Origin of the sequence: Streptomyces fumanus (assembly GCF_014655295.1) — a bacterium.
GTDB lineage: Bacteria > Actinomycetota > Actinomycetes > Streptomycetales > Streptomycetaceae > Streptomyces > Streptomyces fumanus.
The window spans coordinates 57,363-70,573 of sequence record NZ_BNBI01000022.1 but is presented as its reverse complement, the minus strand read 5'-3'; the positions used below and the strand labels follow the sequence as shown (position 1 = coordinate 70,573).

At 73.2% G+C, this 13,211-nt stretch carries 12 protein-coding genes; 7 read left to right on the top strand and 5 right to left on the bottom strand.

Annotated elements, in window-relative coordinates; all coding sequences use genetic code 11:
- Positions 1–14 precede the first annotated feature (14 nt).
- The 4 genes from macS (at position 15) to IE316_RS33635 (ending at position 4,102) form a co-directional block, all read left to right on the top strand.
- Positions 15–1,259: a MacS family sensor histidine kinase gene (macS, locus tag IE316_RS33650; RefSeq protein WP_190208362.1), complete on the top strand. Its 1,245-nt coding sequence runs from the start codon at positions 15–17 to the stop codon at positions 1,257–1,259.
- Entirely contained in the window at positions 1,252–1,929 is a 678-nt protein-coding gene (locus IE316_RS33645) for a response regulator (RefSeq protein ID WP_190208361.1), read from the top strand. Before macS ends, IE316_RS33645 begins: the two co-directional genes overlap by 8 nt.
- A 54-nt stretch (positions 1,930–1,983) precedes the next feature.
- On the top strand, positions 1,984–3,012 hold the full coding sequence (locus IE316_RS33640) for a 6-phosphofructokinase (protein WP_190208360.1): 1,029 nt from the start codon (positions 1,984–1,986) through the stop codon (positions 3,010–3,012).
- Positions 3,013–3,106: 94 nt separating this feature from the next.
- Entirely contained in the window at positions 3,107–4,102 is a 996-nt protein-coding gene (locus IE316_RS33635) for a 2-hydroxyacid dehydrogenase (protein ID WP_190208359.1), read from the top strand.
- Here the strand turns inward: IE316_RS33635 and IE316_RS33630 are convergent.
- Positions 4,054–5,934, bottom strand: coding sequence for an anthranilate synthase family protein (locus tag IE316_RS33630; RefSeq protein WP_190208358.1), 1,881 nt, complete (start codon positions 5,932–5,934; stop codon positions 4,054–4,056). The genes IE316_RS33635 and IE316_RS33630 overlap by 49 nt on opposite strands.
- A gap of 265 nt (positions 5,935–6,199) precedes the next feature.
- Between IE316_RS33630 and IE316_RS33620 the strand changes: the two genes are divergently transcribed.
- Together IE316_RS33620 and IE316_RS33615 are read left to right on the top strand one after the other, a co-directional pair.
- Positions 6,200–7,555: a class II 3-deoxy-7-phosphoheptulonate synthase gene (locus IE316_RS33620; RefSeq protein WP_373311391.1), complete on the top strand. Its 1,356-nt coding sequence runs from the start codon at positions 6,200–6,202 to the stop codon at positions 7,553–7,555.
- 175 nt (positions 7,556–7,730) lie between these two features.
- On the top strand, positions 7,731–7,955 hold the full coding sequence (locus IE316_RS33615) for a (2Fe-2S)-binding protein (protein WP_190208356.1): 225 nt from the start codon (positions 7,731–7,733) through the stop codon (positions 7,953–7,955).
- A 19-nt stretch (positions 7,956–7,974) separates the two neighbouring features.
- Here IE316_RS33615 and bfr read toward each other — a convergent pair whose 3' ends face one another.
- Positions 7,975–8,469 carry a bacterioferritin gene (bfr, locus tag IE316_RS33610; protein ID WP_190208355.1) on the bottom strand — a complete coding sequence of 165 codons (495 nt, stop codon included), beginning with the start codon at positions 8,467–8,469 and terminating at the stop codon, positions 7,975–7,977.
- Positions 8,470–8,650: 181 nt separating this feature from the next.
- On the opposite strand from bfr, the gene IE316_RS33605 reads away from it, so the two are divergent.
- A complete protein-coding gene (locus IE316_RS33605; protein WP_190208354.1) occupies positions 8,651–9,298 on the top strand; it encodes a sulfite oxidase-like oxidoreductase in 648 nt (215 codons plus the stop codon).
- A gap of 21 nt (positions 9,299–9,319) precedes the next feature.
- Here the strand turns inward: IE316_RS33605 and IE316_RS33600 are convergent, their stop codons facing one another.
- From IE316_RS33600 to IE316_RS33590, 3 genes are all read right to left on the bottom strand, one after another.
- Positions 9,320–10,204: a deoxyribonuclease IV gene (locus IE316_RS33600; RefSeq protein WP_190208353.1), complete on the bottom strand. Its 885-nt coding sequence runs from the start codon at positions 10,202–10,204 to the stop codon at positions 9,320–9,322.
- A 51-nt stretch (positions 10,205–10,255) separates the two neighbouring features.
- On the bottom strand, positions 10,256–12,187 hold the full coding sequence (pknB, locus tag IE316_RS33595) for a Stk1 family PASTA domain-containing Ser/Thr kinase (protein ID WP_190208352.1): 1,932 nt from the start codon (positions 12,185–12,187) through the stop codon (positions 10,256–10,258).
- Positions 12,188–12,416: 229 nt separating this feature from the next.
- A complete protein-coding gene (locus IE316_RS33590) occupies positions 12,417–13,211 on the bottom strand; it encodes a thiazole synthase (RefSeq protein ID WP_190208351.1) in 795 nt (264 codons plus the stop codon).

The following is a 13,211-nucleotide window of genomic DNA, read 5'->3' as shown; positions in this document are numbered from 1 at the left end:
GGGGGGTGGGGGAGATGGCCAGGCGCGAACGGGTCCTGCGGATGTCGGTCGAGCTGCCGCTGTGGCGCGCGCTCACCGCCTACCGCGTGCTCGCCATGGTGTACGCGATCGGCCTGTTCGCCACCGCGTACCACGAGTTCACCCGGCCCTGGCTCGCCCTCGGCTACTTCGCGGTGCTGACCGGGTGGACGCTGGCCACCCTGCCCAAGGTGGCCGGCGCCGCCGCCTGCACCCGGCGGTTCCTCGCCGCCGACCTCGCCGTCGCGCTCACCGGCATCCTGCTCACCCCGCTCGCCGACGCCCACGAGCGGATCGTCGCGGGCGGCCCGACCCTGCCGTCGATATGGACCGCCGGGTCCGTCCTCGCCTTCGCCGTCAAGGGCGGCTGGCGCTGGGCGGCCGTCGCCTCCACCCTGGTCGCCGCCGCCAACCTGCTCGAACGCGGCGCCCCGGCCCGCGACACCGTGCACAACGTGATCCTGGTCTGGGTCGCCGCCATCGCCATCGGCTACGTCGTCGAGGTCGCCCGCGCCTCCGAGCGCACCCTCGCCCGCGCCCTGGAGATCGAGGCCGCCACCCGGGAACGCGAGCGCCTGGCCCGGGACATCCACGACAGCGTGCTCCAGGTGCTGGCGATGGTGCAGCGGCGCGGCGCGGTCATCGGCGGCGAGGCGGCCGAGCTGGGCCGGCTCGCCGGCGAGCAGGAGGTCGCCCTGCGCACCCTGGTCTCCGGCGGCCTGACGCCCGTCTCCCAACTGTCGGAGGACCGCGCCGAGGGCGCCGTCGTCCGCGCGGTGGACGAACCCGGCCCGGACGCCCAGGACGGCCCCGTGGACCTGCGCGCGCTGCTCGCCCCGTACGCCGGGTCCCGGGTCGCGCTCGCCGAGCCCGGGGCGCCGGTGCCGCTGCCCGCGCCCGCCGCCCGCGAGGTGGCCGCCGCCGTCGGCGCCGCCCTGGACAACGTACGTGAGCACGCCGGCGAGCACGCGCGCGCGTGGATCCTGGTCGAGGACGAACCGGACGAGGTGATCGTCACCGTCCGCGACGACGGCCCCGGCATCCCCGAGGGCCGCCTCGCCCAGGCCGAGGGCGAGGGACGGATGGGCGTGGCCCTGTCGATCCGGGGACGGCTGCGCGACCTCGGCGGCTCGGCCGAGCTGATCTCCGTGCCGGGACAGGGCACCGAGGTCGAACTGAAGGTACCGAAGGACGGGGCGGGCGTACCGTACCCGCGGGGGAAGGCGGCGGCGGATGACTGAGCAGCGGGGGCCGATCAAGGTCATGGTGGTCGACGACCACCCCATGTGGCGGGACGCGGTCGCCCGCGACCTGGCCGAGTCCGGTTTCGAGGTGGTGGCCACCGCCGGGGACGGCGAACAGGCGGTGCGCCGGGCCCGGGCCGCCGCGCCGCACGTCCTGGTCCTCGACCTCAACCTGCCCGGCAAGCCCGGCGTCCAGGTCTGCAAGGAGGTCGTCGCCGCCGACCCCGCGGTGCGCGTGCTGGTGCTCTCCGCGAGCGGCGAGCACGCCGACGTCCTGGAGGCCGTGAAGTCCGGCGCCACCGGCTATCTGCTGAAGTCGGCCTCCACGGAGGAGCTCCAGGACGCCGTGCGCCGCACCGCCGCCGGCGACGCGGTCTTCACCCCGGGCCTGGCCGGACTGGTCCTCGGCGAGTACCGCCGCCTGGCCGCCGAACCGGCGCCCGCCCCCGACACGGACGCCCCCGGCGCACCCCGGCTCACCGACCGCGAGACCGAGGTGCTGCGCCTGGTCGCCAAGGGCCTGAGCTACAAGCAGATCGCGGAACGGCTGGTCATCTCCCACCGCACCGTGCAGAACCACGTCCAGAACACCCTGGGCAAGCTCCAGTTGCACAACCGCGTGGAACTCGTCCGGTACGCGATCGAACGGGGTCTGGACGACGCCTGACCCGGCGCGGGACAGTGAAGCCCCAACCACCCACCGTGGCAAAGGGGTTGCGCGATGCGGGTCGGAGTACTGACCGGAGGCGGCGACTGCCCCGGGCTCAACGCCGTCATCCGGGCCATCGTCCGCAAGGGCGTACAGGAGTACGGCTATGACTTCGTCGGCTTCCGGGACGGCTGGCGGGGTCCACTGGAGGGCGACACCGTCCGCCTCGACATACCCGCCGTGCGCGGCATCCTGCCCCGCGGCGGCACCATCCTCGGCTCCTCGCGGACCAATCCGCTGCGCCGCGAGGACGGCATCCGGCGCGTCCAGGACACCCTCGCCGACCTGGACGTGTCCGCGCTGATCGCGATCGGCGGCGAGGACACCCTCGGGGTCGCCGGGCGGCTCGCCGACGAGTACGGCGTGCCCTGCGTGGGCGTGCCCAAGACCATCGACAACGACCTGTCCGCCACCGACTACACCTTCGGTTTCGACACGGCCGTCTCCATCGCCACCGAGGCCATCGACCGGCTGCACACCACCGCCGAGTCCCACATGCGGGTGCTGGTGGTGGAGGTCATGGGCCGGCACGCGGGCTGGATCGCCCTGCACTCCGGGCTGGCCGGCGGCGCCAACGTCATCCTCATCCCCGAGCAGCCCTTCGACACCGAGCAGGTCTGCGCCTGGGTGACCTCCCGCTTCCGGGCGTCGTACGCGCCGATCGTGGTGGTCGCCGAGGGCGCGGTGCCCCGGGACGGCGACATGGTGCTCAAGGACCAGTCGCTGGACTCCTTCGGGCACGTCCGGCTCTCCGGGGTGGGGGAGTGGCTGGCCAAGGAGATAGAGAAGCGCACCGGCAAGGAGGCCCGTACCACCGTGCTGGGGCACGTCCAGCGCGGCGGCACCCCGAGCGCCTTCGACCGCTGGCTGGCCACCCGCTTCGGGCTGCACGCCATCGACTGCGTGCACGACGGCGACCACGGGGCGATGGTCGCCCTGCGCGGCACGGACATCGTCCGCGTCCCCATCGCGCAGGCCACGGCCCGGCTGAAGACGGTCGACCCGGAGCTGTACGCGGAGGTCGGGGTCTTCTTCGGCTGACCGGCGCCGCCGGGCCACCGCCCGTATATTCGGGTACCCGGATGCCCCGGACGTCCGGACATCCGGGACAGAGCCCAGCGAACCGGGAGCGGCCGTGGAGATCCTCGCCTTCGGAGTGCAAGCCGACGAGCAGCCCCTCATCGAGCGGGCCTTCCAGGGCCGCGCCCAGGTCCGCTGCCTGGACGTCTTCCTCAACGAGGACACCGCCCCGATCGCGGCCGGCCACGAGATCATCTCCACCTCCGTCAACGCCGACCTCGGCGCGGGCGTGCTGGAGATCCTCGCGGCCGGCGGCACCCGGATGGTCGCCCAGCGCTCCACCGGCTTCAACAACATCGACCTCACCGCGGCCGAGCGCCTCGGCCTGACCGTCGCCCGTGTCTCGTCCTACTCCCCGTACTCGGTCGCCGAGTTCGCCTGGGCGCTGGCCATGGCCGTCAACCGGCGGATCGTGCGCGCCTCCACCCGCACCCGGGACTTCGACTTCCGGCTGCACGGCCTGATGGGCCGCGACATGCACGGCCGCACCGCGGGCGTCCTGGGCACCGGGAAGATCGGCGAGGCGTTCACCCGGATCGCGCACGGCTTCGGGATGCGGCTGCTCGGCTGGGACGTCACCGAGAATCCCGTCTGCCGCGACCTGGGGATGACCTACGTCCCCAAGGACCGGCTGCTGGCCGAGGCCGACCTGGTCACCCTGCACGTCCCCCTGATGCCCGAGACCCGGCACCTGATCGACGCCGCCGCGCTGAAGTCGATGCGCGACGACGCGATCCTGGTCAACTCCAGCCGCGGCGGCCTGGTCGACACCGCCGCCCTGGTCGGCGAATTGCGCGCGGGCCGCTTCACCGGCGTCGGCCTCGACGTGTACGAGGCGGAGGCGGGCCTGTTCTTCCTCGACAAGTCCCTCGAAGCGATCGAGGACGACACCCTGGCCCGCCTGGTCACCTTCCCCAACGTCCTGGTCACCTCGCACCAGGCGTACTACACCAAGGACGCCGTCGGCCAGATCGTCGCCGCCACCGCGGAGAACGTCCTGGACTACCGGGCCGGACGCCGCTCGGCCAACGTGCTGGTGCCGCGGAGCTGACCGACCAGCTCCCGCACGATCGCCGCGCCGTTCAGCGACAGCACCGACTCCGGATGGAACTGCACCGAGGCGAAGCCCGGTCCGCGCAGGGCGTGCACCTCCCCGCCCGCCGACCGGCTGACCTCGACGCCGTGCGCGGCCAGCTCCTCGTGCGCTTCCGCGTCGCAGCGCGCCACGAAGCTGTTGTAGAAGCCGACCGTCTCTGGCCGCCCGAACAGGTCGATCTCGGTCTGCGCCCCCTGGTACGGCACCTGCTTGCGCACGATGTCCAGGCCCAGCTCGGCCGCGATCAGCTCGTGCCCGAGGCAGACGCCGAGCACCCCGTGCCGGTGGCCGCGCAGCGCCTCGGCGGTCAGCCCGCGCAGCAGCCGCATCTTGGGGTCGGCCGGGTCGGCCGGGTCGCCGGGGCCGGGCCCCAGCACCAGCGGCCCCGCGTGCCCGCGCACCGCCGCCCGCAGTCCCGGCTCGTCGTAGCGGCGGACGGTGACCTCCAGCCCGCCGGAGCGCAGCACGTGCGCCAGCATCGCCGTGAAGGTGTCCTCCCCGTCGACCACCAGGGCGTGCCCGGTCAGCTCGCCGGACCGCTCCTGCATCCGCAGCCAGAACGGCGCCAGCGAGGAGCGGCGCCCGTCCAGCGCGGCCCGCACCCGGGGGTCCTCGGCCAGCCCCGGCCGGGCGGCCTCCCGGCGGGGCCGGCCCGGCCGTACCCCGAGGGCCGCGAGCACCCCGGCCGCCTTGGCGTGGGTCTCCGCGACCTCGCCTGCCGGGTCGGAGCCGCGTACCAGCGTCGCCCCGACCGGCACCCGCAGGTGCCCGGCCGCGTCGATGTCGGCGGTCCGGATCAGGATCGGCGAGTCCAGGGTCTGCGCGCCGCCCGCGTCCCGGCCGATCAGCGCCAGCGCGCCCGCGTAGTAGCCGCGCCCGCCGTGCTCGTACCGCTCGACGACCCGGCAGGCGTTCTGCACCGGCGAGCCGGTCACCGTCGCCGCGAACATCGTCTCCCGCAGCACCTCCCGCACGTCCAGCGAGGACCGGCCGCGCAGCTCGTACTCGGTGTGCGCGAGGTGCGCCATCTCCCGCAGCCGGGGCCCGACGACGACCCCGCCCCGGTCGCCGACGGCGCACATCATCTTCAGCTCCTCGTCGACCACCATCGACAGCTCCTCGATCTCCTTGCGGTCGGCGAGGAAGCCGAGCAGGTGCTCCGGGGTCGGCCCCTCGGCGGGATAGCGGTACGTCCCGCTGATCGGGTTCATGACCACCGTGCCGCCGCTCATCCGGACGTGCACCTCCGGGCTCGCCCCGACCAGCGTCCGGTCCCCGGTGTGCACCAGGAAGGTCCAGTACGCGCCCCGCTCGCCGGCCAGCAGGTGCCGGAACAGCGCCAGCGCGCCGGCCCGGCCGAACCCCGGGAGCACGCCCCGGTAGGTCCGCCGGATCACGAAGTTGGCGCCCTCGCCCCGCCCGATCTCCTCCCGCAGCACCCGCCCGACGATCTCCTCGTACTCCTCGTCGCCGACGTCGAAGCCCCCGCCCTCGACCCGGACCGCGCGGTCCGGGAGCTGCTCCAGGGCGGCGGCGAGCGGGACCTCGTACCGCTCCTCGGGGGTCAGGGCGAGCAGCGGGGTGCCGTCGTCGCGGACGTCGAAGCCGCGCTCGCGGATCTGGCGGAACGGGACCAGCGCCAGGCACTCGCCGGGCAGCGAGGCGAGCCGGTCGTGCCGGGCCACCGGGCCGAGCAGCACCTCCACCGTGTCCCGGTCCCGGCCGGGGGGGCGGCGGCGCAGCAGGGCGAAGGGGCGGGGGTCGTCGAGCAGGTCGAGCAGGTTCATCGGTCGGGTTCCTTCCGGGAGCATTGCGGGGGAAGGAGAGACGACCCGGGCCGTGGAACGCCGAAGGCCGCCTCTCGGGCGGCCTTCGCGAAGTCGGGATACGCGCAGTCAGCGGGCCGCCGAAGGAGCGGTCCACCACCAGTTCTGGGTCGAGTGCGCGAACATGCCAGGCACGGTACACGACCCGGCCGCCGCGCGGACGGTGCGTGTCTCACCCAATGGGCGTCGTGGTGGACGCCGTGACCGACCGCGTACTGTTGGGCGGGTGACCGTGAACGCTGATTCCCGAAGTGTCGCCGCCCAGGCGACGTGGCGAAGCCTGCCCGCGGCGCAGCAGCCCGAGTACCCGGATGCCGAGGCTCTGCGCGATGTGATCGCCGAGCTCGAGACGTATCCGCCGCTCGTCTTCGCCGGCGAGTGCGACCAACTGCGCGCCCGCATGGCCTCCGTCGCCCGCGGAGAGGCGTTCCTGCTCCAGGGGGGCGACTGCGCCGAGTCCTTCGACGCGGTCTCCGCCGAGCACATCCGGGCCAAGCTGAAGACCCTCCTGCAGATGGGGGCCGTGCTCACCTACGCCGCGTCCGTGCCGGTCGTGAAGGTGGGCCGGATCGCCGGGCAGTACTCCAAGCCGCGGTCCAAGCCCACCGAGACCCGCGACGGCGTGACCCTGCCGACCTACCGGGGCGATTCGGTCAACGGCTTCGACTTCACCGAAGAGGCCCGGGTCCCGGACCCCGAGCGGCTCAAGCGGATGTACCACGCCTCGGCGTCCACGCTGAACCTGGTCCGCGCCTTCACCACCGGCGGCTACGCCGACCTGCGCCAGGTGCACGCCTGGAACCAGGACTTCGTGCGCTCCTCCCCGTCCGGCCAGCGCTACGAGCAGCTCGCCCGGGAGATCGACAACGCGCTGCACTTCATGCGGGCCTGCGGCACCGACCCGGAGGAGTTCAAGACCGTCGAGTTCTACTCCTCGCACGAGGCGCTGCTGCTCGACTACGAGTCGGCGCTGACCCGCGTCGACTCCCGCACCGGGCAGCTCTACGACGTCTCCGCGCACATGGTGTGGATCGGCGAGCGCACCCGGCAGCTCGACCACGCGCACATCGAGTTCGCCTCCCGCATCCGCAACCCCATCGGCATCAAGCTCGGCCCGACCACCACGGCCGAGGAGGCGCTGCGGTACATAGAGCGCCTGGACCCGGAGCGCGAGCCGGGCCGGCTGACCTTCATCGTCCGGATGGGCGCCGACAAGGTCCGCGACAAGCTGCCCGAGCTGGTCGAGAAGGTCACCGCCTCCGGCGCGACCGTCGCCTGGGTGACCGACCCGATGCACGGCAACACCTTCGAGGCGGCCTCCGGGCACAAGACCCGCCGCTTCGACGACGTGCTGGACGAGGTCAAGGGCTTCTTCGAGGTGCACAAGGCGCTCGGCACCCACCCGGGCGGCATCCACGTGGAGCTGACCGGCGACGACGTCACCGAGTGCGTGGGCGGCGGCCACGAGATCTTCGTGGACGACCTGCACCAGCGCTACGAGACGGCCTGCGACCCGCGGCTCAACCGCAGCCAGTCGCTCGACCTGGCGTTCCTGGTGGCGGAGATGTACCGGGATCAGTGACACCGGCCCGTTCGCGGGCGGGAATGGGGCGCGGGTCACACACGATCCGCGCCCCCTCCGCTTTCCCGCCACCCGCGCCCTGGGTAAGGTTAGGTTTGCCTCACCGGCCAGAGCGGGTTCTCCGGTCGACAGTCGGTACGGCACGACCCTGACCCCGCCCGGGAGGTGAACCGGCGTGTTCGTCTGCAGTTGCTTCGGAGTCACCGAGGAACAGGTGAGGTCCCACGCCGAGGCCGGCGCCTGCACGCCCCGGCAGATCGCCTCCGCCTGCAAGGCCGGCACCGACTGCGGCGGCTGCGTCCGCCGCATCCAGGCGCTGCTCGGCCGGGGCGCCTGCCCGCGCCGGGAGCTGATCGACCAGGGCGCGCCGGCCCTCGCGGAGCTTCCCGAAGCGGCCTAACGATCCCGCGGGGCCCGGTTCACGGCATCGTGGAGTCCGGCTGGGACTGCTCGACGACCGTCGACAGGTACAGGGGCTCGCCCAGCTTCTCGATCAGTTCGAGCTGGGTGTCCAGGTAGTCGATGTGCTGCTCCTCGTCGGCGAGGATCGCCTCGAAGACGTTCGCGGACGTGATGTCGCCCTTGCTGCGCATCACCTCCACGCCCCGGCGCAGCCGGTCGATGGCCTCGGCCTCGATCTCCCGGTCGGCCCGGAACATCTCGGTGACCGTCTGCCCGACCCGGACGTGGAACAGCCGCTGGTAGTTCGGCAGGCCGTCCAGCAGCAGGATGCGGTCGGTGAGCAGCTCCGCGTGCCGCATCTCGTCGAAGGACTCGTCGCGGGTGTACTTGGCGAGCTTGGTCCAGCCCTTGTGGTCCTGGAGTTTCGAGTGCAGGAAGTACTGGTTGATCGCGGTCAGCTCGGCGGTGAGCTGCTCGTTGAGGAATTCGATGACCTCGGGGTCGCCCTGCATCGCAGAGGCTCCTTCCACCGGGAACGGGCAGGTTGCGCCGCATGATTGCATCGGTGGCGAAGATCGTCCAGTAAGTCTTGACTTAGTAAGTAAGGACATGCTTAGCGGTAGTTGCGGCTTATCAGGCGATTTGCCGGGGCCCCGTTCGAGGGCATCGCCACCGGTCTGTCAGGATGGGGACATGGGTCAGCCGCTGGGACAGGAACCGGGAGAAGGGGCGTCAGGGGGACCGGCACAGCCCGATCTCCCACCGGGACAGCGGCTCCAGCGCGGCTGGCCGGTCACGCACTACGGACCGGTCCCCAGGTTCCGGCCCGAGCGCTGGGAGTTCCGGGTCTTCGGCGCCACCGCCGACGGCGGGAAGCACCGCTGGAACCACGAGGAGTTCACGGCCCTGCCGTACACCACCGTGGTGGCCGATCTGCACTGCGTGACGAAGTTCAGCATGATCGGCGCGGAGTGGGGCGGCATCCCGGCCGCGGCGCTGCTCGACCTCGCCCCGCCCGCCCCCGAAGTCACCCATGTGATGGTGTGGGCCGAGTACGGCTACAGCGCCAATGTGCGGCTCTCCGACTTCGCCGCCGCGACCACCCTCTTCGCCACCCACAAGGACGGCGAGCTGCTCACCGCCGAGCACGGCTTCCCGCTCCGGCTGATCATTCCCCACCTGTACGCCTGGAAGGGCCCCAAGTGGGTCCGCGGTGTCGAGTACATGACCGCCGACCGCCGGGGCTTCTGGGAGGAGCGCGGCTACCACAACATCGGCGACCCGTGGCGGGAGCAGCGGTACTCGTACCAGGAGGAGCCGGGGGAGGGGCCCGAGCTGTAGGGCCCCGGGTCCGGCGGGGCGTCAGCCGTCCCGGAGCTTCTTCAGGCGCTCCACGTCCGCCGCGTGGCCCTCCTTGCCGCCCGGTGTCTCGATGACCAGCGGTACGCCCTCGGTCGCGGGGTGCGTCATCAGCGCGCGGAACGGGTCCTCGCCGATGTGGCCGGCGCCGATATTGGCGTGCCGGTCCTTGTGGGCGCCCACCACGTCCTGGGAGTCGTTGGCGTGGATCAGCTTCAGCCGGCCCGCGCCGACCGTGTCCACCAGCAGGTCCAGCGTTTGGTGGGCGCCGGACGGGCCGGTCAGGTCGTGCCCGGCGGCGAAGATGTGACAGGTGTCCAGGCAGACGCCGAGCTTCGGATGGGCGTCCAGCGCCTCGAAGTACGGGCCGAAGTCCCAGGTCCGCGAGCACAGCGAGGCGCCCTGCCCGGCGGTGGACTCCAGCAGCAGGTACGGGTCGTCGTCGTGGGTCAGCTCGTCCAGCAGCGGCAGCAGGTGCTCGCGCACCTGGGCGAGGGCCACCGACCGGTCCCGGCCGCCGGTGGCGCTGCCGGTGTGCACGACCACGCCGAGCGCGCCGATCTCCCGGCCCCGGCGCAGCGAGTGCCGCAGCGACTCCACCGACCGCTCCACGGTCGCCTCGGTGTGCGAACCGAAGTTGATCAGGTACGGGGCGTGCACCCACGCGGTGATCGACCCGGCCGCGCAGGCGGCGCGGAACGCCTCGTCCTGCCGGGGGTTGCCCGCCGGGGTGGCCCAGCCGCGCGGGTTGGCGACGAAGACCTGGACGGCCTCGGCCTTCAGGTCACGGGCGTAGGACAGGCCCACCGAGTGCAGTCCGCCGGCCACGGGGACGTGCGCGCCGACGGGGTTGCGGGGGACTGGCGGGGGCGGGGGTGACGTACTCATCTCCCGACCCAGGATGCCAGGGTCCCCGGGCCGACCGCGTACGGGGCCGGGTCAGCGGATCTTCAGGGTGATCGTGGAGCCCTTCGGGGCGGTGTCGCCGCCCTCGACGGACTGGCTCTTGACGGTGTCGCCGAACAGCCCGAGCAGCCCCCGGTCCTCCTTCACCTCGAACCCGGCCGCCGCCAGCTCCTCCTTGGCGTCGTCCACGCTGTCGCCGACCACGTCCGGGACCTCGACCAGCTCCGGGCCCTTGGACAGGGTCAGCGTCACCGTGCCGCCCTCGGCGACCCGGCTGCCGTCGGCCGGGGTCTGCCGGGCGACCTGACCGGCCTCGTGGTCGTCGGAGGTGACCCGCTCGGCGGCGACCTTCACCTTCAGCCCGGCCTCCGCCAGGTCGGCCCGCGCGTCGGCGAGGTCCTCGCCGGTGACGTCCGGCACCTCCACCGCTCGGCCCTTGCTGACGGTGAGCGCCACCGCGGAACCGGCCCGCACCGTCGTGCCCGCCTTCGGGGCGGTGGCGACCACGAAGCCCTTGGGCACGTCCTCGCTGAACGCCTGGGTGACCATGCCCGGCTCCAGCCCGTCCTGCTTCAGCACGGACCGGGCCCGGTCCAGCTTGTAGCCGTTCAGATCGGCCAGCTTCACCGTCTCGGGGCCGTCGGAGACGGTGAGCGAGACGGAGTCGTTGCCGCGGATCCGGGTGCCCGCCGCCGGGTCGGTGCTGATCACCGCCCCGCGCTTCACCGTGTCGCTGTACGCGTGCTCCACGTCGCCGACGGCCAGGCCCGCGTCCGCCAGCCGGTCCCGGGCCTGCGCCTCGGTCTTCTCCAGCAGCGGCGGGACCTTGGTGAACTGGCCGGAGTTGATGTACCAGACGCCCGCGCCGACGCCGAGCGCCAGCAGGACGGCGACGACGACGGCGAGCGGACCGCGCCGCACCCCCGGGCCGCCGCGCCGCGGGGGCTCCGGCGGCGGGGCCGCCAGTCTGCTGGTGCGGTGGAACGCGTCCGTGACCTCGTCGGCCTCGTTCACCGGCAGCGGCCGCACGGCCAGGGAGCGCGGGAGCACGCTGGTGCGGTCGTCCGCGTTGTCGTGCGCCTGGGCCAGCGCCTGCGGCGGTACGGCGTCCAACTGCTCGTCGGTGAGCGCGCCGCGCGCCCGGCGGGCCTCGGCGAGCAGCGCCACGGCGTCGTACGGGCGGACCTCCGGGTTCCGGGCGGTCGCCGAGGCGACCAGCTCGTCCAGCTCGAACGCCAGGCCGGGCACGGCGGCCGACGGCGGCGGCACGTCCTCGTTGAGGTGCTGGTAGAGCACCTGGGCGGGGGAGTCCCCCTGGTGCGGCTTGGCGCCGGTCAGCATCTCGTACAGGACGACACCGCACGCGTACACGTCGACCCGGGGGTCGGCGGTGCCCTGCTCGATCTGCTCGGGCGCCAGGTAGGAGACGGTGCCCAGGACCGCGCCGGTGCTGCTGGTGACCGTGTCCACGGCCCGGACCAGTCCGAAGTCGGCGACCTTGACCCGGCCGTCGTCCCCGATCAGCACGTTCTCCGGCTTCATGTCGCGGTGCACGAACCCGGCGAGGTGCGCGGCGCCGAGCGCGGCCAGCACCGGCTCCAGGATGTCCAGCGCGGCCCGGGGCTGGAGCGCCCCGCGCTCGCGCAGCAGGTCCCGCAGGGTGCAGCCGGAGACGTACTCCATCGCCAGGTAGACGTATCCCCCGTCGGTGCCCTGGTCGAAGACCTGCACCACATTGGGGTGGGCGAGCCGGGCGACCGACTTGGCCTCGCGGATGAACCGCTCGACGAACGCGCCGTCGGCCGCCAGCGTCGGGTGCATCACCTTCAGCGCGAGCACGCGGTCCAGGCGGGTGTCCACGGCCCGGTAGACCGTGGCCATCCCGCCGACCGCGATCCGCGCGTCGACGCGGTACCGGCCGTCGAGCAGCCGCCCGACCAGAGGGTCCTGCAGGGTCGTGTCCACGCAGGTGAGTCTACGAGCCGCCACCGACACGGGGTCCGGCCCGGCCGCCGGGGGCCGGTACTGGAGCGGAGCTGTGACGCAACCCACGCGGGGCCGGACCGGTCGGTGCCGGTGTCGAGGTTGGTGCCCGGGGCCGTGCCCGTGCGTGCCGGTGCCGAGGCCCGTGAGTGCCGGCCCGTGCCGGTCCGTGCCCGTCCGCGCCGAGCCGCGCCGGGGCCGCCGGTTCCGGTCAGAAGGCGGGGCGCTCCGGGTCCAGCACCGCCCGGCCGGCCGTCGGTGAGGACGCCTCGGCGAAGTGCCGGCGCGGGATGCGCCCGGCCCGCCGGGCGAGCCGGCCCGCCTCCACCGCGTGCCGCATCGCCTCCGCCATCAGCACCGGCTCCTGCGCCCGCGTCACCGCCGAGGCCAGCATGACCCCCGCGCAGCCCAGCTCCATCGCCAGCGCCGCGTCCGACGCCGTACCGGCCCCGGCGTCCAGGATCACCGGCACGCGCGCGTGCTCGACGATCAGCTCGAAGTTGTGCGGGTTGCGGATGCCCAGGCCCGAGCCGATCGGCGAGCCCAACGGCATGATCGCCGCGCAGCCGACGTCCTCCAGCTTGCGTGCCAGCACCGGGTCGTCGTTGGTGTACGGCAGGACGGTGAACCCGTCGTCGACCAGGGTCTCGGCCGCGTCCAGCAGTTCGATCGGGTCGGGCAGCAGGGTCCGCTCGTCGGCGATGACCTCCAGCTTGACCAGGTCGGTGCCGAGGGCCTCGCGGGCCAGCCTGGCGGTCAGGACGGCCTCCCCGGCGGTGAAGCAGCCCGCCGTGTTGGGCAGCACACGGATGCCGAGCCGCTCCAGCACCGACAGCACCGAGCCGTGCACCGACGGGTCCACGCGCCGCATGGCGACCGTGGTCAGCTCGGTCCCGGAAGCCACCAGCGCGCGCTCCAGCACATCGAGGCTGGGCGCCCCGCCGGTGCCCATGATCAGACGGGACGTGAAAGACGTACCACCGAGGACGAAGGGGTCGTCGGCCAT

Excerpts from the sequence above, each read along its gene's own strand:
- macS (WP_190208362.1), top strand. The coding sequence starts at position 15 with ATGGCCAGGCGCGAACGGGTCCTGCGGATGTCGGTCGAGCTGCCGCTG.
- IE316_RS33645 (WP_190208361.1), top strand. The coding sequence starts at position 1,252 with ATGACTGAGCAGCGGGGGCCGATCAAGGTCATGGTGGTCGACGACCAC.
- IE316_RS33640 (WP_190208360.1), top strand. The coding sequence starts at position 1,984 with ATGCGGGTCGGAGTACTGACCGGAGGCGGCGACTGCCCCGGGCTCAAC.
- IE316_RS33630 (WP_190208358.1), bottom strand. The coding sequence starts at position 5,934 with ATGAACCTGCTCGACCTGCTCGACGACCCCCGCCCCTTCGCCCTGCTG.
- bfr (WP_190208355.1), bottom strand. The coding sequence starts at position 8,469 with ATGCAGGGCGACCCCGAGGTCATCGAATTCCTCAACGAGCAGCTCACC.
- IE316_RS33605 (WP_190208354.1), top strand. The coding sequence starts at position 8,651 with ATGGGTCAGCCGCTGGGACAGGAACCGGGAGAAGGGGCGTCAGGGGGA.
- IE316_RS33600 (WP_190208353.1), bottom strand. The coding sequence starts at position 10,204 with ATGAGTACGTCACCCCCGCCCCCGCCAGTCCCCCGCAACCCCGTCGGC.
- IE316_RS33590 (WP_190208351.1), bottom strand. The coding sequence starts at position 13,211 with ATGGCCGACGACCCCTTCGTCCTCGGTGGTACGTCTTTCACGTCCCGT.